Genomic DNA, 21,973 nt, shown 5'->3' with positions numbered 1-21,973 from the left:
CGTTCTCCTCCGCGGCGCCCGAATTGCCCTGGACGCCCGGTACTCGTCCGGGTCGGTTGCCGAACCCGGCAGAATCCCGTTCGGTTTTGCGGCGACGTCGACCCGTCAGTCAGTGAACCGCGCGGCCGGTGTGGTGGTCAAGTCCCCGGCGCGTCGTCCAGGTCGCCCGGCCGGATGCGGTAGACCTGCAGGCGCAGGTCGTAGTACTTGGTGGTCTCGCCGACCCACTGCATGCCGAGCCGCTTCGCGGTGGCGATCGCCCGAATGTTGTTCGGTCGCGCGACGGCGAACAGCTCGTCGGTGTCCTGCGTGAACGCCCACCTGATCAGGGCCTGGCTGCCCTCGGTGGCGTAGCCCTGGCCCCAGGCCTCGGGATGCAGCTGCCAGCTGAGTTCGAGGTCCTCGTCGTAGGGCGGCAGCAGGCGGATGCCCAGGCCGCCGATGACCTGCCCGCCCTCCCGGCGCTCCATCGCCCACCGGCCGCGGGGCGGCGGCAGGTTGGGCTGGGCCTCACGCCAGGCGTGCAGCACCGCGCGCATCGCGGCGACATCGCCGACCCGGTCCATCGCCGGGGTCAGCCAGTGCGTGACCTCTTCCGAGCCGTAGATCGCGAGTGCGGCTTCGGCGTCGTCGACCGTCCAGTCACGGATGAGCAGCCGGTCGGTGATCAGGGGCGACTCCATGTGTAAACGCTACGTGAAGTGCGGCCGGTACGGCAGCCACGAGCGGCAGATGCGCCCAGAGAGCGGCATGGTCCCCCTCGCCGCTGCGCCCCCACAGGGCCGCGCAGGTCGTGAGGACGTGCAGGCCGGTGCCGAAGCCGCTGTCCGCGGAGGGCAGCTCGATGCCGGGCGCGGCCAGCGAGATCCGCAGCCAGTCGGACTGGGTGCCCTCGCGCACGAGGCGGAGTGTGGCGGGCAGGCGGCCCTGGTCGTAGGCGGCGCTGGCCAGGGTGTCGATGACGAGCAGCGCGTCCGTGACCGACTCGACCGTGCAGCCGTCGAGGAAGGCGGCGGCCGATTCCCGCAGGGTGCGCACGTCGGTGGGGTGGCTCAGTACCCGTTGCAGGGCGTTGTCGATCCAGAAGTCGGTCACGCGGGCTCCCTCCGCTGGCTGCTCAACGGTCGGGTGAGACTACCCAGCCGGGCCTTGCCGAAACCGGGCGTCGTGTGACCGTGGTCGCAGTGCTCAGCCCGTCGGTTGTAGCACCACGAACACACCCAGCTTCATCACCAACGCCTGTTGCCGTGGCCGCAGTGCTCAGGCGTCCGGCGTGTGGTGGCGCAGCAGTCTGGACAGCAGGCCGGTCAGCTGTTCCCGCTCCTGGTCGCTCAGCGGGGCGAGGAGGTCGTCCTGGATGCGGGCGATCTGCTTGTCGAGGCGCTTGAGGTGGCGGCGGCCGTCCGCGGTGATCGTGATGACGTTGCGGCGCCGGTCGGCCGGGTCCGGCTCGCGGCTCACCAGGCCGCGGTCGGCCAGTTCGTTGATGGTCGCCACCAGGTCGGAGAGGTGGATGGCGCTGCGCCGGCCGAGCGTGGCCTGGCTCGCCGGGCCGGACTCCTCCAGGGCGGCCAGCAGGCGGTAGTGGTAGCCGCGGGCGCCGGCCTCGGACAGGCCCTCGGTGACGAGCCGGTGCGCGTGGTGGGCAGTCTGGGTGAGCAGCCAGCTGGGCAGGGCGCGCAGCCGTCCGGAGGCGGTCGTGTCCATGGCCGGAGTGTAACCGAAACGTTTGGACGCCGAATCATTTGCCGGTTCAACGTTGGCGGGCCTAACGTTTGCCGTCCGCGGGCGTCGGAAGGGCGACAGGCCGGGACTGTCGAATTCGGCGACCGCCCACCCACCCCGCTCTCAGGCTGCTGTCCACCGGCGGCGCGGTTGCCGCCGGACGTGTGGTGCCCGCTCCGAGCAACCGGAGCCCCTCAACGCTGGAAGCACCAGCTGCATGCCATGGCGAGCGCGGGCGGCGTGCGGTGGCGAGCGCGGGCGGCGTGCGGTGGCGAGCGCGGGCGGCGTGCGGTGGCGAGCGCGGGCGGCGTGCGGTGTCGAGCGCGGGCGGCGTGCGGTGGCGAGCGCGGGCGGCGTGCGGTGTCGAGCGCGGGCGGCGTGCGGTGTCGAGCGCGGGCGGCGTGCGGTGGCGAGCGCGGGCGGCGTGCGGTGGCGAGCGCGGGCGGCGTGCGGTGGCGGGCACCGGTGGCATCCCGTGGCGCGCTGGTCGGCGCGCTGGGCTTCCGCTGTCCCCAGTCCGTCTGCCATGTTGCATCCCGAAGCGAAGGAGGGGCCCGATGCCGGAGACCGACGTCCTGTCGCCGGGGGAGCTGCGGGCCCTCGGCGCATGGATGGACCGTCAGGGGTTGCCGGGCGGCCCCGTCGAGGATCTGGCGCCCATCGCCGGCGGCACGCAGAACCTGATGTTCTCCTTCCGCTGCGGCGGCCGGGCCTACGTGCTGCGCAGCGGGCCACGCCACCGGCGGGCGCGCAGCAACGACGTGCTGCGCCGCGAGATGCGGGTGCTCGCCGCGTTGTCGGGCACCGCGGTGCCGCATCCGGAGCTGATCGCGGCCTGCCCGGACGAGACGGTCCTGCCGGGCGCGGTCTTCTACCTCATGGAGCCGGTCGACGGTTTCAACGCGACCCTCGAACTGCCGGAGCCGCACGCGACCCGGCCCGCGTTGCGGCACGAGATGGGCCTGGCGATGGCCGACGCGCTGGCGGCGCTCGGGTCGGTCGGCCACGAGGAGGTGGGGCTCGCGGATTTCGGGCGGCCGCACGGGTTCCTCGAGCGCCAGGTGCCGAGGTGGCTCGCGGAGCTGGACTCCTACGCCGGCCACGAGGGCTACCCGGGACCGGACATCCCGGGCGTGCCGGCGGTGGCGGAGTGGCTCGCGTCCCACGTGCCGCGGCAGTGGACACCAGGCATCCTGCACGGCGACTACCACCTGGCGAACGTGCTGTTCTCCCGCGAGGACGCCGCGGTGGCGGCGATCGTCGACTGGGAGATGAGCACGATCGGCGACCCGCTCCTCGACCTCGGCTGGTTGCTGGCCACCTGGCCGGGCACCCGCCCGATGCTCGGCTGGACCGGCCTCGCCACGGCCGGCGACCTCGCCACCGAAGAGGAGATCGTGGCCCGCTACGCCGACCACTCGGGGCGCGACACGTCCGCGATCGCCTGGTACGCGGTGCTGGCGTGCTTCAAACTGGGCATCGTGCTGGAGGGCACCCACGCGCGGGCCTGCGCGGGCAAGGCACCCCGCTCCACCGGCGACCGCCTCCACGCGGCCACGGTCAGTCTGTTCGAGCAAGCACTGGACCGAATCGCCCGCGCGTGACTCGGGCCGCGCGCCATCGGCGGCGTGACCCCGGGCCGCGCGGGATCGGCGGCTTGACCCCGGGTCGCGGGATCGGCGGCTTGACCCGGGCCGCGCGGTAGCGGTGCCCGGCTGAAGGCGGTGGTGCGTGGCCTGCGGGGTGCGCGTTGGTGTGGTTGCGGTGGGGGGCGATGGGCGGCACCGGCATTGACTGCCCCGCAGGGGCTTGCCGGGCAGGGCGTGGGTGCTGGTTGCGGGCTGTGCGGCAGCGGCGGCCGACTGGAGGTGGTCCCGCCGGACCCGTTGGGGTGTGCGTGGGTGTCATTGCGCTGGGGGAGAGGCAATGCCTGGCACTGGCATCGGTTACCCCGTACGGGCTTGCTCGGCTGGGTCTGGTTGCGGCTGGCTGCATGACAGAGGCCGCGCGGTCTCGGCGGCCGGCTGGAGCTGGCGACGCTGAGCTGCTCGGGCTCGCGCTGCTCCTGCTCGGGCTCGCGCTGCTCCGGTTGCGCCGGATTGAGCGGCGGTGCCCGGCGCCGGGGGCTGGCTGCCCTCGGCGGCGGTGGACTTGCGCCCCGATCGTCCTGAATCGCCACGGGCCTTGTCCCGCGATCTGGCGCCGCGCCCGCACAACCCGATCCACAGCCACCCTCGATGCCCTGCCTCTCACTGAGAAATCGGGCCTGCCGGAGCAGGCCCGCCGGTGGTGAGCTCGGCCGAGCGGGCACCGGCGAGGTTGCGCGGCCGGCACCGGTCAGGGCACGACCGTCACCGGCCAGAGACCGGACCGCACGAGGCGGTTCGCCACCGATCCGACGATGCGGTGGCCCCGGCTCTCCGACGCGCCCACCACCACGAGGTCGGCATGCAGCTCGACGGCCGCGCGCCGCAGCTCGGTGAAGGCGTCGCCCCGGCGGACGATGAACGTGATCGGCATGTTCGCCTCGTCGGCCAGGTCGCGGATCGGCCTGCGCATCTCGTCGATCGTCGCCTCGTAGGCCTGCTCCTGGGCGGCCGCGAGGTAGCCGGTCGCCATGCCCGTCCACGCCGGCGGCGCCAGCACGTAGACCAGCACCAGCCGCGACCGCTGTCGCCGGGCGAGCCCGGCCGCGTAGGCACCTGCCCGCAGCGCGGTGGGGGAGCCGTCGACGCCCGCGAGAACGATGTGGGGACCGTCGGTGCCCCGTTCGAACGGTCCCGGCGACCACGCCGGGCCGTACTCCTCCACCAACTGCCCCCTGGCCCGCTCCGCACCCACGGCTCGCATTATCTGGCACCGGCCGCTCCGGGTGCGGGCGCCCGGCACGACTTTGGTACGAATGACGTCTACGCCGACAGGAGGAACCAAGTCGTGGGTAACGGGCCCGACGCGGTGCGGGCAGCCGACGTGGCGATGGCGGCCGCCCGGTTCGCCGGCGTCATCCAGCCGACGCCACTGCACCGCAACGAACGGCTTTCGCTGCAGCACGGCGTGGACGTCTGGCTCAAGCGCGAGGACCTGTCCGCCGTCCGGTCCTACAAGGGGCGTGGCGCCTACAACCTGGTGAGCCAGCTCTCCCCCGAGGAACGTGCCCGGGGCGTCGTGTGCGCGAGCGCCGGCAACCACGGCCAGGGTGTGGCGTTCGCCTCAGCCGCGCTCGGCGTCCTCGCCCGCGTCTACCTGCCGCGCACCACGCCCCGGCAGAAGCGGGACCGCGTCGCCCGCCTGGGTGGTGAGCACGTCCAGATCGTGGTGCACGGCGACACCTACGACGACGCGGCCGCCGCCGCGCAGGCCTACGCCGCGAGCACGGGCACGACGATGATCCCCGCCTTCGACGACCCGCGCACGATCGCCGGGCAGGGCACCGTGGTCAAGGAGGCCATCGAGCAGCTGGGCAAGGCGCCCGACGTCGTCGTCGTGCCGGTCGGCGGCGGTGGCCTGCTCGCCGGAACGCTCGCCTGGCTGCGCGAGACCCAGCCCGAGGTGCGCGTCATCGGCGCCGAACCGCAGGGCGCGGCCAGCATGGCGCTCGCCCTCGAGCACGGTGGCCCGGTCGCCATGGAGGCCATCGACCCGTTCGTCGACGGCGCCGCGGTGCGGCTCGTCGGTGAGCACACCTACGCCCTCGCCGCCGACCGCCGTCCCGACATGATCGCCGTGCCCGAGGGCAAGATCTGCGTCGAGATGCTCGACCTCTACCAGTCCGACGGCATCATCGCCGAGCCCGCGGGCGCGCTCTCCCCGGCCGCGCTCGGGCTGGACCTCGGACTGGAGCCGGGGTCGACGGTGCTGTGCATCGTCTCCGGCGGCAACAACGACGTCAGCCGCTACGCCGAGATCGTCGAGCGGGCGCTGATCTTCGAGGGACGCAAGCACTACTTCCTCGTCGAGTTCCCGCAGGAACCCGGCGCGCTGCGCAGGTTCCTCGACGACGTGCTCGGACCCGACGACGACATCACGCTCTTCGAGTACGTCAAGCGCAACAACCGCGAGACCGGCCCGGCGCTGGTCGGCATCGAACTCGGGTCGCCGGAGAACCTCGAACCGATGATGAAGCGGATGATGGCCGGCCCGCACCGCATCGAACGCGTCTCGCCCGACAGCCCCCTGTTCACGTTCCTCGTTTGACCGGCATCGGGATCGCCTGCTCGGCCGCGCGGCTCACCTCCTCCCAGTCCGACCAGCCGTCCAGGCGCTGACGCGTGAGGTCGTGCGCCAGGTCGTAGACCATGCTGCCGAGCAGCAGGCGCAACGGCGGGTCCTCGCTGTCGGCGAGTTTCAGCACTGCCTCGGCGGCCAGCGCCGGGTCGCTGTCGACCGACTCTTCGGACCACAGTCGTTCGAGCTGCTGTCTCAGGGGCCCGTAGTCGTCGATCGGGCTCGCCCTGGCGGGGGCGGTGTAGAGGTCGGTCCAGTAACCACCCGGCTGGACGATGCTCACCTGGACGCCGAACGGGGCCGCTTCCCGGGCCAGTGCCTCGCTCATGCCCTCCAGGGCGAACTTGCTCGCGCTGTAGAGGCCGGTCATCGGGAACCCGCCGAGCGCGGCGATGCTGGAGATCTGCAGGATGCGGCCGGACCGCTGCCGCCGCAGCACCGGCAGGACGGCCTGGCTCACCCACAGGGCGCCGAAGAAGTTCGTCTCCATCGCGGCGCGGGCCTGCTCCTCGGTGAACTCCTCGACCATGCCCATCGACAGCGTGCCCGCGTTGTTGACCACCACGTCGAGGCGGCCGAAGTGCTCCACGGCCTGCTCGACGGCCTTGAACACGTCCTCGCGCCGGGTGACGTCGAGCTGGATGGGCAGCAACTGGCTGGTCTCTTCGGTGGTGATGGTGCGGGCGGCCGCGACGACCCGGTCGCCACGGGCGAGGGCGGCTTCGGTGAACGCGCGGCCGAGGCCTCGGCTCGCTCCGGTGATGAACCAGACGCGGGACGTGGGGTCGGTGGTCATGGTGTGCTCCTCTCGTTGTGAGACGAACCGTAGCGTCTCGTTTCGAGGCTGTCAAGACGGACCGTCTCGTCTCATCTTGTGGTAGAGTCGGGACGTGCCGGATTCGAGTCGTCGGAACGAGAACTCGCGTCGCGCGATTTTGACCGCGGCGTTCGAGTTGGCGGGGGAGGTGGGATACGCGAAGCTCAGCATCGAGGGGATTGCCGCGCGGGCCGGGGTCGGGAAGCAGACGATCTACCGCTGGTGGCCGTCGAAGGGGGCGGTGCTTCTGGACGCGTTCCTGATGCTGTCCGAAGGGGACGGTGGCGGACTGCCCGATACCGGGGATCTGGAGGCGGACCTGAAGGCCGTGTTGCGCGCGACGGTCAAGGAGTTGCGCGACGCGCGTTACGACCTGCCGATGCGTGCGCTGAGTTCGGAGATCATGCACGACCCAGAGCTGGCGCGGATGTACGCGGAACGGCTCGACGAGCCTGTGCGGGAGCTGAAGAAGGAGCGGCTGCGGAAGGCGGTGGAAGTGGGACAGCTGTCCGATGTGGACCTGGACATGGCGGTGGACGTGATCTGGGGGCCGGTGACGGTGCGCTGGATGCAGCGCGGGCCGCTCACGGAGGAGTTCGCGGACCGGGTGGTGGAGACGGCGCTGTCCGGGTTGCGGCCCTGACTGCGCCGAGGTTTCCGCGCCGGCGGCGGGCCGGGCGCGGGCGGTGACTCGGTGGCGGGCCGGATGCGGGCGGTGCGGGCGGTGACTCGGTGGCGGGCCGGATGCGGGCGGTGACTCGGTGGCGGGCTGGACGCGGGCGGTGACTCGGTGGCGGGCCGGGCGCGGGCGGTGACTCGGTGGCGGGCTGGGCACGGCTGGTAGCTCGGTGGCGGGCCGGATGCGAGGGGTGACCCGATGGCGAACCCGGTGGCGCGCCGGACGCGAGTAGTGACTCTGTGGTAGGCCGGGCGCGGGTGGTGACTCGGTAGTGGGCCGGATGCGGATGGTCACTCGATGGTGGGCTGGATGCGGCAGGCGAGCGCGTAGTGCGCCGGATGCGGCTGAGTCCTGGTGGAAGGCGGATGCGCTAGGCGGCCGGTAATAGGCCGTGTGGTCGGTGGTGGAGCGGGCCGGGGTCGGTGGGTCAGCGAGCGTCGCTTCGAGGGCGTGGGCCGGCGCGCCGGTTTGCGCGGGGAGCGGTGTGGTCGCGTCGTCGCCATGACGGAGGCCGGGCCGGTGGCTGTGGTGCGGTGCTCCTCGGGGGTCGCGCTTCTCGGCCGGGGTTTGGTCGGGCTGGGCGTCAGTGGGGAATGGCCTGCCGGTGAGCGGTCGCCGACCCGCGGGGGTGCTCGCTGGTGGTCGCCGGGGCGGTCCCGGTCCCCCGCTTGGCGAAGCGGGGGACCGGGAGAGAACAGGCTCAGCCCTTCGCTGCCACGGCCTGCTCGAAGAAGTCCGCGAGCTGGCGTCCGTAGGCTTCGAGGTCCAGGGACGGGTTCTCGGTGTAGGCCTGGATCGCTCCGTCGATGCTCTGCGCGATCGTGCGGGCCGCGACCTCCGGGGAGAACTCGCCGAAGGCGCCTTCCCTCTGGCCCTGCGTCAGCAGCCGCTCGATGCGGGCGGTTCGGAAACCGCTCAACATGGGGCCCGCGACCGGCCAGCCGTCCGGGTCGTCGGCGTTCGCGGCCACCTCGCGCAGCACGCGGACGCACTCGGGGTGGTCGCGGACGAACGTGACCTCCGTTTCGATCACCGCGCGCAGCATCGTGGCCCGATCGGTCGTGTCGCCGGCCCGCTCCTCCAGATACCGGTCCCGGATGCTCAGCGCCGTCGTCACCACCGCCTGGATCAGCCCCGCCTTCGTGCCGAAGTGGTAGCCGATCAGCCGCGTGCTGCTCAACCCGGCGCGCTCCTTGATGCGCGCGAACGACGTCCGGCGATACCCCAGCTCCGCCATCGTCGCGAGCGTCGCCGCAATGATCTGCGACCGGCGCGCCTCCTCAGCCGGGCTCAGGCCCAGGTCCGGCTGCACGTCACTGATTACCTGCATGAGTAAAAAGTTACTCGCGCGAGTAACGACGCGCAAGCGGATTACTTGAGCAGCGTGTCCACCAGCTCCGCCGTCCAGCCGGGATCGGCAGGCTGGCCGACGAAGATCGCCCGGTAGTACAGCGGGCCGAGCAGGACGTCCGCGGCGTGCAGCGTCTCCGGCGCCGTCCCGCCGCGCGAACGCTCCCGGTCGAGGATCGCCGTCAGCTGGGCGTGCCGGTCCGCCGTGCACGCGCAGCCACCTCCGGGGCCGGAGCCGATCGTGGCCCGCATGAGCGCCAGGACGTCCGGGTCGGCCAGGTCGGTCGCCACGTCCGCCGCCCATCGCCGCAGGTCCTCGCGCAGCGAACCGGTGTCGGGCACCACGATGTCGCCGCTGAAGCGGCTGCTCGCGACGTCCGCCATCAGCTCCGCGACCGACCCCCACCGCCGGTACAGGGTGGTCGGGTGGACACCCGCGCGGCTCGCGATCAGTGGCAGGGTCAGCGCCTCCGCCGGGTTCTCGGCCAGGAACTCCACGACGGCGCGGTGCACGGCGGCACGCACCCGCGCGGACCGGCCGCCGGGGCGCGTCGTGCTGATGGTGGCTGGCATGAAGAAATTATCGCATCGATCGTTGCGTTTGCGCTATGGTCGTCCTAACGCATCGATCTTTGCTTTTCCGAGGAGTGCTGATGTCGAGTTGTCCCGCCGTCGCCCCCGTGGCGGTCCGCCCGAGAGCCCGGTTGTCCCACCCGGTGGCGTTCACGGCGGTCGCGGTCATCTTCGTGCTGTTCATGGCGGCCTCCAGTGTCCCGTCCCCGCTCTACGTCGTCTACCAGCAGGAATGGGGCTTCTCGTCGATGACGCTCACCGCGGTCTTCGCGGTGTACGTCCTGGGGCTGATCGTCTCCCTGCTGGTCGTCGGCGCCCTGTCGGACCACATCGGACGGCGGCCGGTGCTGGCCGCGGCCATCGTGGGCGAAGCCGTCTCGCTCGTGCTGTTCCTGGTCGCCGGTGACGTCTCCGCGCTGTTCGCGGCACGCGTCGTGCAGGGTGTCGCGACCGGCGCCGCGATGTCCGTGCTCGGCGCGACACTCGTCGACCTGAACCCGCCGCACGCCCCCGGCCGCGCGGGCGTGATCAGCAGCGTCGCCCCAACCAGCGGGCTCGCCCTCGGCGCACTGGGCTGCGGCGCCCTCGTCCAGTTCGCGCCCGCCCCGACCCACCTGGTCTACGCGCTCCTGCTCGCCGGAATGGTCGTCGCGCTGCTGCTGACCGCCGGCCTGCCGGAGACCTCGGCCCGCCGTCCGGGCGCGCTGGCCTCGCTCACCCCGCGGCTCGGCGTCCCGGCGCGCCTGCGGCCGGACCTGTTCGCGCTGCTCCCGATCCTGCTCTCCAGCTGGGCCCTCGGCGGCCTCTACCTCTCGCTCGGGCCGTCGGTGGCGGCCGGGCTGTTCGGGCTCACCAACCACCTCGTCGGCGGGCTCGTCGTGACCCTGCTGTGCGGCACGGGCGCCCTGACCTCGCTGGCGCTGCGCACCGCACCGGTCGGCATGGTGCTGCAGGCCGGCGCCGTGCTGCTGGCGGCCGGGCTGGGCGCCAGCCTGGCCGGCGTGCTGACGGACACGGTCACGCTCGCGGTGGCCGGGACGCTCGTGTCCGGGGTCGGGTTCGGGGCGTCGGCGCTGGCCAGCTTCGGCACGCTGGCCCGGCTGGCCGCGGCCGGCCAACGCGGGGAACTCTTCGCCGTGGTCTACGTCATCGCCTACCTCGCGTTCAGCGTTCCCGCGGTGATCGCCGGCTTCGCGGCGACATCGGCCGGGTTGCGGTCCACCGCGATCGTCTACGGGTTCGCCGTCGCCGGGCTGGCCGTGATCGCCGTGATCGCCCAGTCGGTGCGTGCCGCGCGAAGGTGATTGCGCAATCCGGACAAGAGGGCTATCTTCACTCCAGTCATACCCCCTAGGGGTATTAAACGGAGGAGCACGAGATGGACCACTCGACGCACGAGCACGCCGCCCACGCCGGGCACGGGGCGCACACCGGGCACCGGCCGCCCACCACCTGGGCCGCCGCCGCGCAGGCCACCCTGCACTGCCTCACCGGCTGCGCCATCGGCGAGGTGCTCGGCATGGTCATCGGCACCGCGCTCGGGCTGCACGGCGTCGCCACGATCGCCCTGGCCGTCGCGCTGGCGTTCGTGTTCGGCTACGCGCTCACCATGCGCGGGGTGCTGAAGGCGGGTGTGCCCTTCCGCGCGGCGCTGAAGGTCGCGCTGGCCGCCGACACGATCTCCATCACGGTGATGGAGATCGTGGACAACGGCATCATGGTCGCCGTGCCGGGCGCGATGGACGCCGGCCTGGCCAGCTGGCTGTTCTGGGGCGCGCTGGCGTTCGCGCTGGCCGTGGCGTTCGTGCTGACCTGGCCGGTGAACAAGTGGATGATCGGGCGCGGCAAGGGGCACGCGGTCGTCCACCAGTACCACCACTGACTGCGCCGGGCGGCCCTGTCGGCCGCCCGTCCGGTCGTGTTGGCTGGATCCCGTGGGCGGGCGGAAGATCGACCGCGGCCCGGCCGGGGACGGCTGCCCCGTGCGGCGCGGCCCGGACGGGACCTGGCGGGTGACGGGCTACGAGCAGGCCCGCACGGTGCTGCGCAGCGGCGGCACAGTGCAGGCCGGGCTCGGCATCGAAACCGTCGAGAAGCTGCCGGCCCGGTTCCGCCGCCCGGTCCTCTACCGCGACGGCCCGGAACACCGCGAGCACCGCCGCCAGACCGCCCGGTTCTTCACGCCCCGGCGCGTCAGCGAGCACTACCGCGACATCATGGTCCGCGTCGCCGGCGAGCAACTGGCGCGGCTCACCCGCACCGGGCGGGCCGACCTGCCGGACCTGGCCTTCGGCCTCGCGATCGGCGTCGCCGCCGAGGTCATCGGCCTCACCGAGAGCAGGCCGGGCATCCAGCGGCGGCTGGACCGCTTCTTCCCGGAGAAGTTCGGCCGCCCCGGGTTCACCAGCCTGACCGGGATCCACTGGTTCTTCCGGCAGATGCGCAACTGGCTGGCCGTCTACCTCGCCGACGTCCGCCCCGCCGTCCGCGCCCGGCGCCGGGACCGCCGGGACGACCTCATCTCGCACCTGCTGGACGAGGGCTGCACGGCGGGCGAGATCCTCGGCGAGTGCCTGACCTTCGCCGCCGCCGGCATGGTCACCACCCGCGAATTCGTCTCCGTCGCGGCCTGGCACCTGTTCACCGACGACGACCTGCGCACGCGCTACCGAGCCGCGGGCGAGGACGAGCGGATCGCCCTGCTGCACGAGATCCTGCGCACCGAACCCGTCATCGGCGGGCTGAAACGGCGTACCACCGAGCCGCTCCGGCTCGACGGCGACACGATCCCCGCCGGTGAGCTGGTCGAGCTGCGGATCGACGCGGCCAACCTCGAGCCGTGCGAGCCGCCCGGCCTGTCCTTCGGCGACGGCGCGCACAAGTGCCCGGGCGCGCACATCGCGATCCTGGAGACCGACGTCTTCCTCAGCCGCCTGTTCGCCCTGCCCGGCCTGCGCATGGCGACCCCGCCGCGGGTCACCAGGAAAGCCGAGATCGACAGCTACGAACTGCGGAATCTGGTCGTGACGACCTCCGCGCCGGACTAGCATTCGCGCTCGTGGCGGACACCGACATCTCCTTCCGGGCCGACCGGATCGACCCGGCCGTGGTCGCGCGCCAGGCCGAGGTCCTCGACGTGCAGGCCGCGACCCCGGGCGTGCGGCGGTTGCGGGCCTGGGCGCACGAAGCGCTGGCCGTCCGGCCGGGGGAGCGGGCACTGGAGATCGGCTGCGGCACCGGGTCCGAGGTGCAGGTGCTCGCGGCCGCGGCCGGGCCCGGCGGCGAGGCGATCGGCCTCGACCCCAACGAGGCCATGCTCGCGCTGGCCCGGGAGCGGGCGGCCGGATCCTCCGCGCGGTTCGTGCCCGGCGATGTCTGCTCCCTGCCCTTCGCCGGCGCGAGTTTCGACGCCGTCCTGTGCGAACGCGTCTTCCAGCACCTGACCGAGCCCGCGGCCGCCGTCACCGAGATCGTCCGCGTCCTGCGGCCGGGCGGTCGCGTGGTGCTGATCGACACCGACTGGGCGACCGGGATCCTGCACCCCGGCGACCCGGAAACCGCGCGGGGCGTGCTGGCCGGGATGCTCTCGCAGACCGCCGAACCGGCCGCGGGCCGCAAGCTCGCGGGCTGGCTGACCGCGGCCGGCCTGACGATCCTCGACCGCGGCTCGCAGGCCCTGATCTCCGACCACGAATCGGTGCGGGACACGCTGCTGCCGATGATGGTCCAGCACGCCGTCGGCAACGGCGCGGTCACCCGCGAGCAGGGGGAGCGGCTGCTCGCCGAGGTCGCCGACGGCTCGGCGCGCGGGGACTTCCACCTCTCGGTGACGATGTTCGGGGTGCTCGCCCAGCGCGCCTGAACCTCCCGCCAGCCGGCGAGGACTCCAGGACGACCTCGGCCGGTCGCCGACCAGGTAGGCGGCGTCGTCGGCCCTCGGGCGATCGTGGTCACGGGACGCGGTGCAGGCTGAGCACGCCGTCCCGGGGACCGGTGGCCGTCCAGGCGCCCGAGTCCGCCGTCCAGGTCACGCCGTCGAAGGTGACGCCGTCCAGACCGAACCGCGTCGCGTTCGCGACCAGCCAGCTCGCGAAGGCCCACCCCTCGGCCGCCGGGTGCGGGCCGCTGAGCACCGCGGTGCCCAGCTCGGCCCTGGCGACCGGCACGATGTCCGCCTCCGGCGCGCCCGGTGAGATGTTCGCGCAGGTCAGCGCGGCCGGCCGGGCCCCGGTCAGCGCCGCCGCCATCGTCGCGGCTTCCGTCTCCCACTGCGCGTAGGCCTCCGGCAGCGCCGACCGTTGCACCAGCTGCGCCGCCCGGGTCAGCGGCAGGTCCGCCCAGTCCGGCACCTCCCGCAGCCGCTCGTAGAACGCCGTCGCCGCGTAGACCGGGTCGGTCACCTCCGCGTAGCTGCCCCACCCCTGGCTCGGCCGCTGCTGGAACAGCCCCGCCGAGTCGCGGTCGCCCCCGGGCAGGTTCCGCAGCCGCGACTCCTGGATCGCCGTGGCCAGGGCCACCGTCACGGCGTGGTCGGGCAGGTCCAGGCGCTTCCCGACGGCGGCGATCGTGGCCGCGTTGCGTGCCTGCTCGACGGTCAGGTCCACGGACGAGCCGTCCGCCGCGGTCGCCGAGCCGCCCCGCCGGGGCGCCGGCCGCCCCGCCAGCACGATCCACGTGACGATCCCGCCGACCACCACGACGGCGAGGAACAGGGCCAGGAGCGCCCCACGACCGCTGCGCATGCTCCCCCTCCCTCGCCGGACCTCCCGCCAGTTCAGACGCGCGAGGACGCTCCTGGTTCGTCGTACCCGCTGACGACCTCGGAAAACGGCGTCGGCGTTACCCGGAAGAGGTGCGAAACCGGGTGCGATACCGTTCGGTGCCGAACCTCCACCCGCGCACGAAGGATTTGATCATGGGAGAGAGCTCCCCGAAGGTCACGGTCGTCGTCCCGACCTACAACGAGCGGGACAACCTGCCCAACCTCGTCGGCCAGCTCACCGGCCTCGGGCTGCCCGGCCTGCACGTGCTCGTGGTGGACGACAACTCGCCGGACGGCACCGGCGACGTGGCCGACAAGCTGGCGGCCGAGGACCCGGACCGCATCGGCGTGCTGCACCGGACCGAAAAGGACGGTCTCGGCCGCGCCTACGTCGCCGGCATCACCCGGGCGCTGGAGGAGGGCGCGGACATCGTCATCCAGATGGACGCCGACCTGTCCCACCCGGTCGAGGCGGTCCCACGGATGATCGAGAAGCTGGCCACGTCGGACGCCGCCGTCGTGCTCGGATCCCGTTACGTGGCAGGCGGTTCGCTCGCCGGGGAGTGGGGCTGGCACCGCAAGGCGCTGTCGGCGTGGGCGAACTTCTACGTCAACGCCATCCTGCGGCTGCGGGTCAAGGACGCGACCGCCGGGTTCAAGGCGTGGCGCGCGGAGACGTTGCGGCGCATCGACATCGCCACGATCCGCAGCAACGGGTACGCGTTCCAGGTCGAGATGAACTACCGCACCGTGAAGCAGGGGCTGCGCATCGCGGAGATCCCGATCCGGTTCGAGGAGCGCGCCGACGGCGTGTCGAAGATGAGCCTCGCGGTGCAGCTGGAGTCCGCGCTGATGCCGTGGAAGCTGCTGTTCGGCCGTAAGCTGAGCTAAACGAAACGTCAAAATCTTTCACTTGTTCTTCCGCTTCCTCGGTCGCACGCTGGTGGTGTGATCAAGACGTGGGTGCGGATGGGTGTGCTCGCCCTGCTGTGGGGTTCGGCGTTCCTGTGGATCAAGCTCGCGTTGCGCGGGTTCACGCCGATCGAGATCGCGGTGCTGCGCAGCGTCCTGGGCGCCGCGGTGCTGTTCGTCCTGGCGCGGATCGCCGGGCAGCGGATGCCGCGCGGGCGGGCGATGTGGGGGCGGCTGGCCGTGGCCGCGTTCTTCTGCAACGCGGTGCCGTTCGCGTTGTTCAGCATCGGTGAGCAGACGGTCGACTCCGGCATCGCGGGTGTGCTCAACGCGACCACTCCACTGTGGTCACTGCTCATCGGGCTGGTGCTGGGCACCGAACGCGGGACGCATCCGGCGCGGCTCGGCGGGCTGCTGCTCGGGTTCGCCGGGGTGCTGCTGATCTTCGCGCCCTGGGAGCGGTCCGGGTTGTTCGGCTGGGGCGCGCTGGCGCTGGTGGCGGCCGCGGCGAGCTACGCGATCGCGTTCGCCTACATGGCGCGGAAACTGGCCGGCACCGGCGCGCCGATCGCGACGTCGGCGGCGCAGCTGGGAGCCGCGTCCGGGCTGGCGGCGCTGGCGCTGCCGGTGGACGGCGGCCGTCCCGGGTTCGACGGCCTCGCCGTGCTCGCGGTCGTGCTGCTCGGCGTGTTCGGCACCGGGTTCACCTTCTACCTCAACTACCGGCTCATCGAGGACGAGGGCCCGACCGGCGCGGCGGTCGTCGGGTACCTGCTGCCGGTCGTGTCGGTCGCGCTCGGGGCGGTGGTGCTGGGCGAGCCGGTGACGGTGCGGGTCGTGGCCGGGATGGTGGTGGTGCTGGCCGGGGTGGGCCTGACGCGCGTGAAGCCGCGGCGCGTACGCGTGGCGGCGTAGGCGAAGTTCGCGCTCCGCGCCGGATGTCCCGGACCGCGCGGTTCGCGACAGTGGGCGGCATGAGACTCAAAGCCCGGGGACGGAAGGCGTGGCTGGCGGTGCACATCGTGTCCGCCGGCGCGTGGATCGGGATCGACGTGGTGCTGGCGGTGCTCGTGTTCACCGCGATGCTGACGGACGATCCGTCGCTGGCCGCGGTGTGCTACCAGGCGCTGCGGCTGTTCGCGGTGTGGCCGGTGCTGGTGGCCGGGCTGGTGTGCCTGGGCAGCGGGGTGATGCTGGGGCTGGGCAGCCGGTACGGGGTGGTCCGGTACTGGTGGGTGGCGATCAAGCTGGTGCTCAACGTGGTGCTGACGGTGCTGGGGCTGATCCTGCTGCGCCCGGCGGTCGGCGAGGCCGCGGTGTACGGCCAATCGCTGCTCGCGGGGATTCCCGGGGTGCCGCCGGACCTGGTGTTCCCGCCGATCGTGTCACCGGCGTGCCTGCTGGCGGCGGTGCTGTTGTCGGTCTACAAGCCGGGCGGGCGGGTCCGCCGGGCCGGTTCCCTCGAACGGCGCGCCACGTCGTTGCGCTGAGTGATGTCGCTGCTCCTGTCAGTTGGTTTTGCCTCCGCTGGTTCGGACGCGCTGCCATTCTGGAGGTATGAACCCGCCGCCGTCAGCTCGCCGGGAACGCGTCGGTGACAAGGTCCTGTCCAACCGGACCATCGCTTTGTGTGCGGCGATATTGGTGGTGTCAGCAGCAGTCGCTTGCTGGCTCCTGCTCCGGCTCTACGGGCACGGCACCGACGCGGACAAGGCGCGTCTCGACGGCATTCGTACCGTCGGGACCATCGTTCTGGGTGCGGGTGGCGCTGTGGCACTGCTGCTCGCGGCACGCAAACAACAGACCGCGGAGCACGACCTCGCGACCAAGCGCCACGATCTCGCGCTTCGCGAGCAAGCGAACGAGGATGCGCGGCACGACGCGGCCGAACGGCGGATCACCGACCTCTACCTCAAGGCGGTCGAGCAGCTCGGATCCGAGAAGGCGCCGGTTCGTCTCGCCGGCCTCCACGCGCTCGACAGGCTGGCTCAGGACAACCCGGCCCAGCGGCAGAGAATCGTGGACGTCATCACGGCCTATCTGCGCATGCCCTACGCGCTGCCGGAGCCGGCCGAGTCAGCCGCCCGCGAGAGGTACTGGGTACAGCTGCAGGAACGAGAAGTACGCCTCACCGCGCAGCGGATCCTGACCGACCACTTGGACCCGCTCAGCGGTGCCGGCCACCGGTTCTGGCCGGACATCGATCTCGATCTCAGTGGTGCCCTGCTGATCGATTTCACCCTCCGCGGCTGTCAGATCAACAACGGCCGGTTCGTGGGTGCCGAATTCGCCGGCCGGACGTTGATGCTCGGGGTGAGCTTCGTCGGTGACACGCATTTCGGCGACGCCACCTTCAGCGGGGACGCCTGGTTCGTGGAGGCGACCTTCAACGGCAACGCACGCTTCGACCGGGCCGAGTTCGCCGGTGATGCGCGCTTCGACGAAGCCACCTTCGTCGGAGCGACGGCGTTTCGCGACACGACGTTCCTGGGGGAGGCCCGTTTCGACGACGCGACCTTGTCCGGAAATGTGGTTTTCAGCGGTGCCACGTTCACCGGGAACGCCAGCTTCCGGCGGGCGAGCTTCACGGACGCGTGGCTGCCCGGAGTGGAGTTCAGCCGCGACGCCTATTTCGACCGGGCCACCTTCGCTGGTGACGCGTGGTTCAGCCGGGTCGCCTTCAGCAGCTACACCACGTTCGACCTGGCCGTCTTCACCGGCGACATCCGCTTCAGCGGTGCGACCCTCGACGGCGTCGCCTATCAGCCGCCGCAGTTGCAGGGTGACGACGTCCTCTTTGATCAGTGATCCTCATCCGCCGGTTCCAGGATCAGCGTTCGCGGGCTGCCGGCCAGCGCGGGTGACTTCTCGCGCGTCGACCAGACCTCGTGTGCCAGGAAGGTCCGGAACGCCTCCGCCTCGGGCACCGATCCGAACTCCAGGTCCACCACCACGTAGTGCGGATCGCCGGCGGGGCGGGACACGTGGTGCGCCCGCACGCCCGCCCGGCGGCGCGCCTCGGCGAACCGGCCGAACGCCGCCCGCCACAGCGGGAAATCCACAATCGAGTGTTCGATGTGCAAGGTGGCCATGACTCCTCCTTCTCCTCGCTGCCGACGGTAGGAATTCCGCCTCGCCGGGCCCATCCCAGGTTCCTGGGGTTCTAGACTCGACCATGTGGACGCGAGGGCGGTGCGGCTGCGCGTGCTCGGCGAGATCCGGCGCAAGGTCGGCTTCGACGCCTACGCCTGGCCGCTCACCGACCCGGAGACCGCCGTCGGCACCGCCCCGCTCGCCGACGTTCCGTGCCTGCCGGAGCTGCCCCGCCTGATCCGGCTCAAGTACCTCACCCCGACCAACCGCTGGACCACGCTGCGCCCCGGCACCGTGACGACCCTTCGCGCGGCCACCGGCGGCAACCCCGCCCGGAGCCTGCTGTGGCGCGAGATGCTGGACGGCTACGGCGTCGCCGATGTCGCGTCCGCCGTGTTCGCCGACCGGTTCGGCGTCTGGGCCTTCCTCGACCTGTGGCGGTCCCGCCCCTTCACCGGCCCGGAAACCGCGACGCTCACCCGGATCCTCGAACCGGTCACCACCGAACTGCGCCGGGCCCAGGCGGAGACCTTCGTCGCGCGGGACGGCCACTCGCCGCGGCCGGGTCCGGTCGTGCTGCTGCTCTCCCCGGAACTGGACGTCCTCGGCCACACCACGGACACCGCCGAGTACCTGCGCGTGCTCGTCCCGCCGGACGACGGGCGCGCGCCGGTCCCGGCCGGCGCCTACAACGTGGCCGCGCAACTGCTCGCCAACGAGGCCGGCGTCGACGGCCACCGCCCGGCGGCCCGCGTGCACCTCGCGGACGGGCGGTGGGTGACCCTGCGCGCGGCGGGGATCGTCCGGGACATCGCCGTCACCATCGAGGAGTCCGCCCCCGCCGAGCGGGTCGCGTTGTTCGGCCGGGCGTCCGGGCTCAGCACCCGGGAGCGGGAACTCCTCGGGCACCTCGCCCACGGCAGCGACACGCGGGACCTCGCGCGGCGGATGTTCCTGTCCGAGCACACCGTCCAGGACCACCTGAAGTCGATCTTCACCAAGACCGCCGTGCGCAACCGCCGGACCCTGCTGGCCCGCGCGCTCGGCAGCTGATCGAAAACCCGCAAAACCGTCGGTGCTTGGTGGTAAGAAGGCGAAGTGACCGACGATGCCTTCGCCGACCTCGACGCCTACGTCCGCCTGCCGCGGCTGTCGGGTCTGGTGCTCTCCCCGGACGGCCGCCGACTCGTCGTCGGCGTGGCGACGCCCGACCTGAAGAAGAACCGCTACACCACGGCGCTGTGGGAGGTGGATCCCGCGGGCGAGCGCCCGGCGCGGCGGCTGACCCGCAGCGCCGAGGGCGAGTCCGGCGCCGCCTTCACCCCCTCCGGTGACCTGCTGTTCGTCTCGGCCCGGCCGGACGCCGCGGCCGAGGGCGAGGACGGCCCGAAGAGCGCGTTGTGGCTGCAGCCCGCGTCCGGCGGGGACGCCCGGGTCGTCGCCGCGCCCGCCGGCGGCATCCACGGCGTCACCGTGGCCGCCGAGGCCGGCACCGTGCTGGCCGGGGCGCCGATGATGCCCTCGGCCACGAGCGCCGACCATGACGCCGAGGTCCGCAAGGCGCGCAAGGACGCCGGGGTCTCGGCGATCCTGCACGAGGAGTACCCCATCCGGTACTGGGACCACGACCTGGGCCCCGACGGCACCCGGCTGGTCGTCGCCGACGGGGTGCCGGCGGGGGAGGACCGCCTCGAGCTGCGGGATCTCACCGGGCACGCCGGGCGCGCGCTGGGCGACGAAGCGTCCTGGGACGTCGCGCCCGACGGCCGCACCGTCGTCACCACCTGGGTGGTGCCCGAGGGGCGCGGGTCGCAGCGCACCACCGTCGTCGCCACCGGCGTGGCCACCGGCGAGCGGCGCGTCCTGGCCGACGACGCCGACCACGAGTACGAGTCGCCCCGGATCTCGCCGGACGGCACCCAGGTCGCGATCGCCGTGTACCGCCGGTCGACCCCGCACGCCCCGGGCGACTACTGGCTCGCCCTCGTCCCGCTCACCGGCGGGGAGATCCGGCCGCTGACCCGCGAGTGGGACCGCTGGCCGCACTCGCCGCGGTGGCTGCCCGACGGCTCGGCGCTGGTCGTCGCGGCGGACGACCAGGGCCGTTCGCCGCTGTGGCGGGTCGACGCCACCAGCGGTGACGTCACGCGGCTGACCGCCGACGACGGCGCCTACACCGATCCGCGGATCTCGCCGGACGGCCGGTGGGTCTACGCGCTGCGCTCCGCCGTCGACCACCCGCCGGCGCCGGTGCGCGTCGCCCTCGACGGCGGTGCGATCGAACCGCTGCCCGGCCCGGCCGAGGCGCTCGGCCTGGACGCCGACGTTCCCGGCCGGCTCGACGAGGTCACCGCCACCGAGGAGGACGGCACGCCGCTGCGGGCGTGGCTCGCGCTGCCGCGGGACGCCGGCCCGGACTCGCCCGCGCCGCTGCTGCTGTGGATCCACGGCGGCCCGCTCGGATCGTGGAACGCCTGGCAGTGGCGGTGGAACCCGTGGCTCGCCGTCGCCCAGGGCTACGCCGTCCTGCTGCCCGACCCGGCGATCTCCACCGGCTACGGCTACGAGTTCATCAAACGCGGCTGGGGCGCGTGGGGCGCGGCGCCGTTCACCGACCTGATGGCCACCACCGAGGCCGCCGGGCGGCACCCGGCCGTCGACGAAACCCGCACGGCCGCGATGGGCGGATCGTTCGGCGGCTACATGGCCAACTGGGTCGCCGGGCACACCGACCGGTTCCGGGCGATCGTCACGCACGCCTCGCTGTGGGCGCTCGACCAGTTCGGGCCGACGACCGACGCGACCTTCTACTGGCAGCGCGAGCTGACCCCCGAGATGGCGGAGGCGAACTCCCCGCACCGCTTCGCCGACGAGATCAGCACGCCGATGCTCGTCATCCACGGCGACAAGGACTACCGCGTCCCGATCGGCGAGGGGCTGCGGCTGTGGTGGGACCTGGCGTCCCGCTCGGCCGCCGAGGACGGCTCGACACCGCACAAGTTCCTGTACTTCCCCGACGAGAACCACTGGATCCTGACCCCGCACCACGCGAAGCTCTGGTACGCCACGGTGTTCGCGTTCCTCGCCCAGCACGTGCTGGGCAAGGACTGGCAGCGCCCGGAGCTGCTGGGCTGACGGTTAAACGCGGCCGGAGCGGGAAAGCCTCCCTCGCCAACATCATCACCGGCGAGGGAGGACCCCGTGTTCCGTCACACCAAGGCCCTGCAGTTCGAGGCGAAGCCGGAGCGTCCGGACCCGTACTACGCGCGGAAGCTGCAGGAGCTGATCGGTGGTGCCTACGGTGAGATGACGGTGACGATGCAGTACCTGTTCCAGGGCTGGAACTGCCGCATCGAGGGCAAGTACAAGGATCTGATCATGGACACCGCGACCGAGGAGATCGGTCACGTGGAGATGCTGGCCACCATGGTCGCCCGGCTGCTGGAAGGCGCCCCCGCCACCGCCACCGCCGAAGCCGCCAAGGATCCGGTGATGGCCGCGGTGCTGGGCGGGATGGACCCGCAGCAGGCCATCGTCGCCGGCGGGGGCGCCATGCCGGCGGATTCCAACGGCACGCCGTGGAACGGCAAGTACATCGTGGCCTCCGGCAACCTGCTGGCCGACTTCCGGGCCAACGCCGCCGCGGAGGCGCAGGGCCGGTTGCAGACCGCGCGGCTGTACAACATGACCGACGACCCGGGCGTGAAGGAGATGCTGAAGTTCAACCTGGCCCGCGACACCGTGCACCAGAAGCAGTGGCTGCGCGCCATCGAAGAACTCCAAGCCGACGGCCTGGAAAGCGACATCGCCCCCAACGCCCTGCTCGACGAAGAAGACC

The 21,973-nt window shown here is 72.3% G+C and carries 23 protein-coding genes; 14 read left to right on the top strand and 9 right to left on the bottom strand.

The window, feature by feature from the left end; genetic code table 11:
* Positions 1-137: 137 nt before the first annotated feature.
* From D0D28_RS22530 to D0D28_RS22525, 3 genes are all read right to left on the bottom strand, one after another.
* Entirely contained in the window at positions 138-683 is a 546-nt protein-coding gene (locus D0D28_RS22530) for a GNAT family N-acetyltransferase (protein WP_116112093.1), read from the bottom strand.
* Positions 643-1,095: a hypothetical protein gene (locus D0D28_RS35770; RefSeq protein WP_094008565.1), complete on the bottom strand. Its 453-nt coding sequence runs from the start codon at positions 1,093-1,095 to the stop codon at positions 643-645. Before D0D28_RS35770 ends, D0D28_RS22530 begins: the two co-directional genes overlap by 41 nt.
* Before the next feature lie 165 nt (positions 1,096-1,260).
* Positions 1,261-1,707 carry a MarR family winged helix-turn-helix transcriptional regulator gene (locus D0D28_RS22525; RefSeq protein ID WP_094008566.1) on the bottom strand — a complete coding sequence of 149 codons (447 nt, stop codon included), beginning with the start codon at positions 1,705-1,707 and terminating at the stop codon, positions 1,261-1,263.
* Between the two features lie 575 nt (positions 1,708-2,282).
* Here D0D28_RS22525 and D0D28_RS22520 point away from each other — a divergent pair.
* Positions 2,283-3,329, top strand: a complete 1,047-nt coding sequence (locus tag D0D28_RS22520) for a phosphotransferase family protein (protein WP_116112091.1) — start codon at positions 2,283-2,285, stop codon at positions 3,327-3,329.
* A 733-nt stretch (positions 3,330-4,062) separates the two neighbouring features.
* Here D0D28_RS22520 and D0D28_RS22515 read toward each other — a convergent pair.
* Positions 4,063-4,536 (bottom strand): universal stress protein, encoded by a 474-nt coding sequence (locus tag D0D28_RS22515; RefSeq protein WP_116112165.1) that lies wholly within the window; start codon positions 4,534-4,536, stop codon positions 4,063-4,065.
* Between the two features lie 165 nt (positions 4,537-4,701).
* Between D0D28_RS22515 and ilvA the strand changes: the two genes are divergently transcribed.
* Positions 4,702-5,919, top strand: coding sequence for a threonine ammonia-lyase IlvA (ilvA, locus tag D0D28_RS22510; protein WP_233157513.1), 1,218 nt, complete (start codon positions 4,702-4,704; stop codon positions 5,917-5,919).
* Here the strand turns inward: ilvA and D0D28_RS22505 are convergent.
* The gene (locus D0D28_RS22505) at positions 5,903-6,745 is read right to left on the bottom strand and encodes an SDR family oxidoreductase (protein ID WP_116112089.1); all 843 of its coding nucleotides are present in this window, start codon (positions 6,743-6,745) and stop codon (positions 5,903-5,905) included. The two genes, ilvA and D0D28_RS22505, sit on opposite strands and share 17 nt — an antisense overlap.
* A gap of 139 nt (positions 6,746-6,884) precedes the next feature.
* Between D0D28_RS22505 and D0D28_RS22500 the strand changes: the two genes are divergently transcribed.
* Positions 6,885-7,409, top strand: a complete 525-nt coding sequence (locus D0D28_RS22500) for a TetR/AcrR family transcriptional regulator (protein WP_094008570.1) — start codon at positions 6,885-6,887, stop codon at positions 7,407-7,409.
* Between the two features lie 736 nt (positions 7,410-8,145).
* Here D0D28_RS22500 and D0D28_RS22495 read toward each other — a convergent pair.
* Both D0D28_RS22495 and D0D28_RS22490 read right to left on the bottom strand, forming a co-directional pair.
* Positions 8,146-8,775, bottom strand: coding sequence for a TetR/AcrR family transcriptional regulator (locus D0D28_RS22495; protein ID WP_116112087.1), 630 nt, complete (start codon positions 8,773-8,775; stop codon positions 8,146-8,148).
* A 41-nt stretch (positions 8,776-8,816) separates the two neighbouring features.
* Entirely contained in the window at positions 8,817-9,368 is a 552-nt protein-coding gene (locus D0D28_RS22490) for a TetR/AcrR family transcriptional regulator (protein WP_094008572.1), read from the bottom strand.
* A gap of 80 nt (positions 9,369-9,448) precedes the next feature.
* Here D0D28_RS22490 and D0D28_RS22485 point away from each other — a divergent pair, with 80 nt between their 5' ends.
* The 4 genes from D0D28_RS22485 (at position 9,449) to D0D28_RS22470 (ending at position 13,230) form a co-directional block, all read left to right on the top strand.
* Complete coding sequence (locus D0D28_RS22485; RefSeq protein WP_116112085.1) at positions 9,449-10,672, top strand: MFS transporter; 1,224 nt, start codon at positions 9,449-9,451, stop codon at positions 10,670-10,672.
* A gap of 74 nt (positions 10,673-10,746) precedes the next feature.
* A complete protein-coding gene (locus tag D0D28_RS22480; RefSeq protein ID WP_094008574.1) occupies positions 10,747-11,250 on the top strand; it encodes a DUF4396 domain-containing protein in 504 nt (167 codons plus the stop codon).
* Positions 11,251-11,302: 52 nt separating this feature from the next.
* On the top strand, positions 11,303-12,415 hold the full coding sequence (locus D0D28_RS22475) for a cytochrome P450 (protein ID WP_116112082.1): 1,113 nt from the start codon (positions 11,303-11,305) through the stop codon (positions 12,413-12,415).
* Between the two features lie 11 nt (positions 12,416-12,426).
* Positions 12,427-13,230 carry a methyltransferase domain-containing protein gene (locus tag D0D28_RS22470; RefSeq protein ID WP_116112080.1) on the top strand — a complete coding sequence of 268 codons (804 nt, stop codon included), beginning with the start codon at positions 12,427-12,429 and terminating at the stop codon, positions 13,228-13,230.
* A gap of 88 nt (positions 13,231-13,318) precedes the next feature.
* Here the strand turns inward: D0D28_RS22470 and D0D28_RS22465 are convergent, their stop codons facing one another.
* On the bottom strand, positions 13,319-14,110 hold the full coding sequence (locus tag D0D28_RS22465; RefSeq protein WP_116112077.1) for a hypothetical protein: 792 nt from the start codon (positions 14,108-14,110) through the stop codon (positions 13,319-13,321).
* Between the two features lie 173 nt (positions 14,111-14,283).
* Between D0D28_RS22465 and D0D28_RS22460 the strand changes: the two genes are divergently transcribed.
* From D0D28_RS22460 to D0D28_RS22445, 4 genes are all read left to right on the top strand, one after another.
* Positions 14,284-15,021: a polyprenol monophosphomannose synthase gene (locus tag D0D28_RS22460; protein WP_116112075.1), complete on the top strand. Its 738-nt coding sequence runs from the start codon at positions 14,284-14,286 to the stop codon at positions 15,019-15,021.
* Between the two features lie 78 nt (positions 15,022-15,099).
* Positions 15,100-15,957: a DMT family transporter gene (locus tag D0D28_RS22455; RefSeq protein WP_116112161.1), complete on the top strand. Its 858-nt coding sequence runs from the start codon at positions 15,100-15,102 to the stop codon at positions 15,955-15,957.
* A gap of 59 nt (positions 15,958-16,016) precedes the next feature.
* A complete protein-coding gene (locus D0D28_RS22450; protein WP_116112163.1) occupies positions 16,017-16,532 on the top strand; it encodes a hypothetical protein in 516 nt (171 codons plus the stop codon).
* 67 nt (positions 16,533-16,599) lie between these two features.
* The gene (locus D0D28_RS22445) at positions 16,600-17,850 is read left to right on the top strand and encodes a pentapeptide repeat-containing protein (protein ID WP_116112073.1); all 1,251 of its coding nucleotides are present in this window, start codon (positions 16,600-16,602) and stop codon (positions 17,848-17,850) included.
* On the opposite strand, the gene D0D28_RS22440 is transcribed toward D0D28_RS22445, so the two are convergent.
* Entirely contained in the window at positions 17,844-18,134 is a 291-nt protein-coding gene (locus D0D28_RS22440; protein WP_094008580.1) for a hypothetical protein, read from the bottom strand. The two genes, D0D28_RS22445 and D0D28_RS22440, sit on opposite strands and share 7 nt — an antisense overlap.
* An 85-nt stretch (positions 18,135-18,219) precedes the next feature.
* Between D0D28_RS22440 and D0D28_RS22435 the strand changes: the two genes are divergently transcribed.
* From D0D28_RS22435 to D0D28_RS22425, 3 genes are all read left to right on the top strand, one after another.
* Positions 18,220-19,188: a helix-turn-helix transcriptional regulator gene (locus D0D28_RS22435; RefSeq protein ID WP_240323312.1), complete on the top strand. Its 969-nt coding sequence runs from the start codon at positions 18,220-18,222 to the stop codon at positions 19,186-19,188.
* Between the two features lie 45 nt (positions 19,189-19,233).
* Positions 19,234-21,270 carry a S9 family peptidase gene (locus D0D28_RS22430; RefSeq protein WP_116112070.1) on the top strand — a complete coding sequence of 679 codons (2,037 nt, stop codon included), beginning with the start codon at positions 19,234-19,236 and terminating at the stop codon, positions 21,268-21,270.
* Between the two features lie 66 nt (positions 21,271-21,336).
* A partial coding sequence (locus D0D28_RS22425) for a manganese catalase family protein (RefSeq protein ID WP_116112068.1) occupies positions 21,337-21,973 on the top strand: 637 nt, incomplete at its 3' end.

The sequence above is a fragment of the Amycolatopsis ruanii genome (assembly GCF_003385175.1).
Classification (GTDB): Bacteria; Actinomycetota; Actinomycetes; order Mycobacteriales; family Pseudonocardiaceae; genus Amycolatopsis_E; species Amycolatopsis_E thermalba.
This window is presented reverse-complemented; position numbering and strand designations above follow the sequence as displayed.

Excerpts from the sequence above, each read along its gene's own strand:
- D0D28_RS22530 (WP_116112093.1), bottom strand. The coding sequence starts at position 683 with ATGGAGTCGCCCCTGATCACCGACCGGCTGCTCATCCGTGACTGGACG.
- D0D28_RS22525 (WP_094008566.1), bottom strand. The coding sequence starts at position 1,707 with ATGGACACGACCGCCTCCGGACGGCTGCGCGCCCTGCCCAGCTGGCTG.
- D0D28_RS22520 (WP_116112091.1), top strand. The coding sequence starts at position 2,283 with ATGCCGGAGACCGACGTCCTGTCGCCGGGGGAGCTGCGGGCCCTCGGC.
- ilvA (WP_233157513.1), top strand. The coding sequence starts at position 4,702 with ATGGCGGCCGCCCGGTTCGCCGGCGTCATCCAGCCGACGCCACTGCAC.
- D0D28_RS22505 (WP_116112089.1), bottom strand. The coding sequence starts at position 6,745 with ATGACCACCGACCCCACGTCCCGCGTCTGGTTCATCACCGGAGCGAGC.
- D0D28_RS22495 (WP_116112087.1), bottom strand. The coding sequence starts at position 8,775 with ATGCAGGTAATCAGTGACGTGCAGCCGGACCTGGGCCTGAGCCCGGCT.
- D0D28_RS22490 (WP_094008572.1), bottom strand. The coding sequence starts at position 9,368 with ATGCCAGCCACCATCAGCACGACGCGCCCCGGCGGCCGGTCCGCGCGG.
- D0D28_RS22485 (WP_116112085.1), top strand. The coding sequence starts at position 9,449 with ATGTCGAGTTGTCCCGCCGTCGCCCCCGTGGCGGTCCGCCCGAGAGCC.
- D0D28_RS22480 (WP_094008574.1), top strand. The coding sequence starts at position 10,747 with ATGGACCACTCGACGCACGAGCACGCCGCCCACGCCGGGCACGGGGCG.
- D0D28_RS22465 (WP_116112077.1), bottom strand. The coding sequence starts at position 14,110 with ATGCGCAGCGGTCGTGGGGCGCTCCTGGCCCTGTTCCTCGCCGTCGTG.
- D0D28_RS22460 (WP_116112075.1), top strand. The coding sequence starts at position 14,284 with ATGGGAGAGAGCTCCCCGAAGGTCACGGTCGTCGTCCCGACCTACAAC.
- D0D28_RS22455 (WP_116112161.1), top strand. The coding sequence starts at position 15,100 with ATGGGTGTGCTCGCCCTGCTGTGGGGTTCGGCGTTCCTGTGGATCAAG.
- D0D28_RS22450 (WP_116112163.1), top strand. The coding sequence starts at position 16,017 with ATGAGACTCAAAGCCCGGGGACGGAAGGCGTGGCTGGCGGTGCACATC.
- D0D28_RS22445 (WP_116112073.1), top strand. The coding sequence starts at position 16,600 with ATGAACCCGCCGCCGTCAGCTCGCCGGGAACGCGTCGGTGACAAGGTC.
- D0D28_RS22440 (WP_094008580.1), bottom strand. The coding sequence starts at position 18,134 with ATGGCCACCTTGCACATCGAACACTCGATTGTGGATTTCCCGCTGTGG.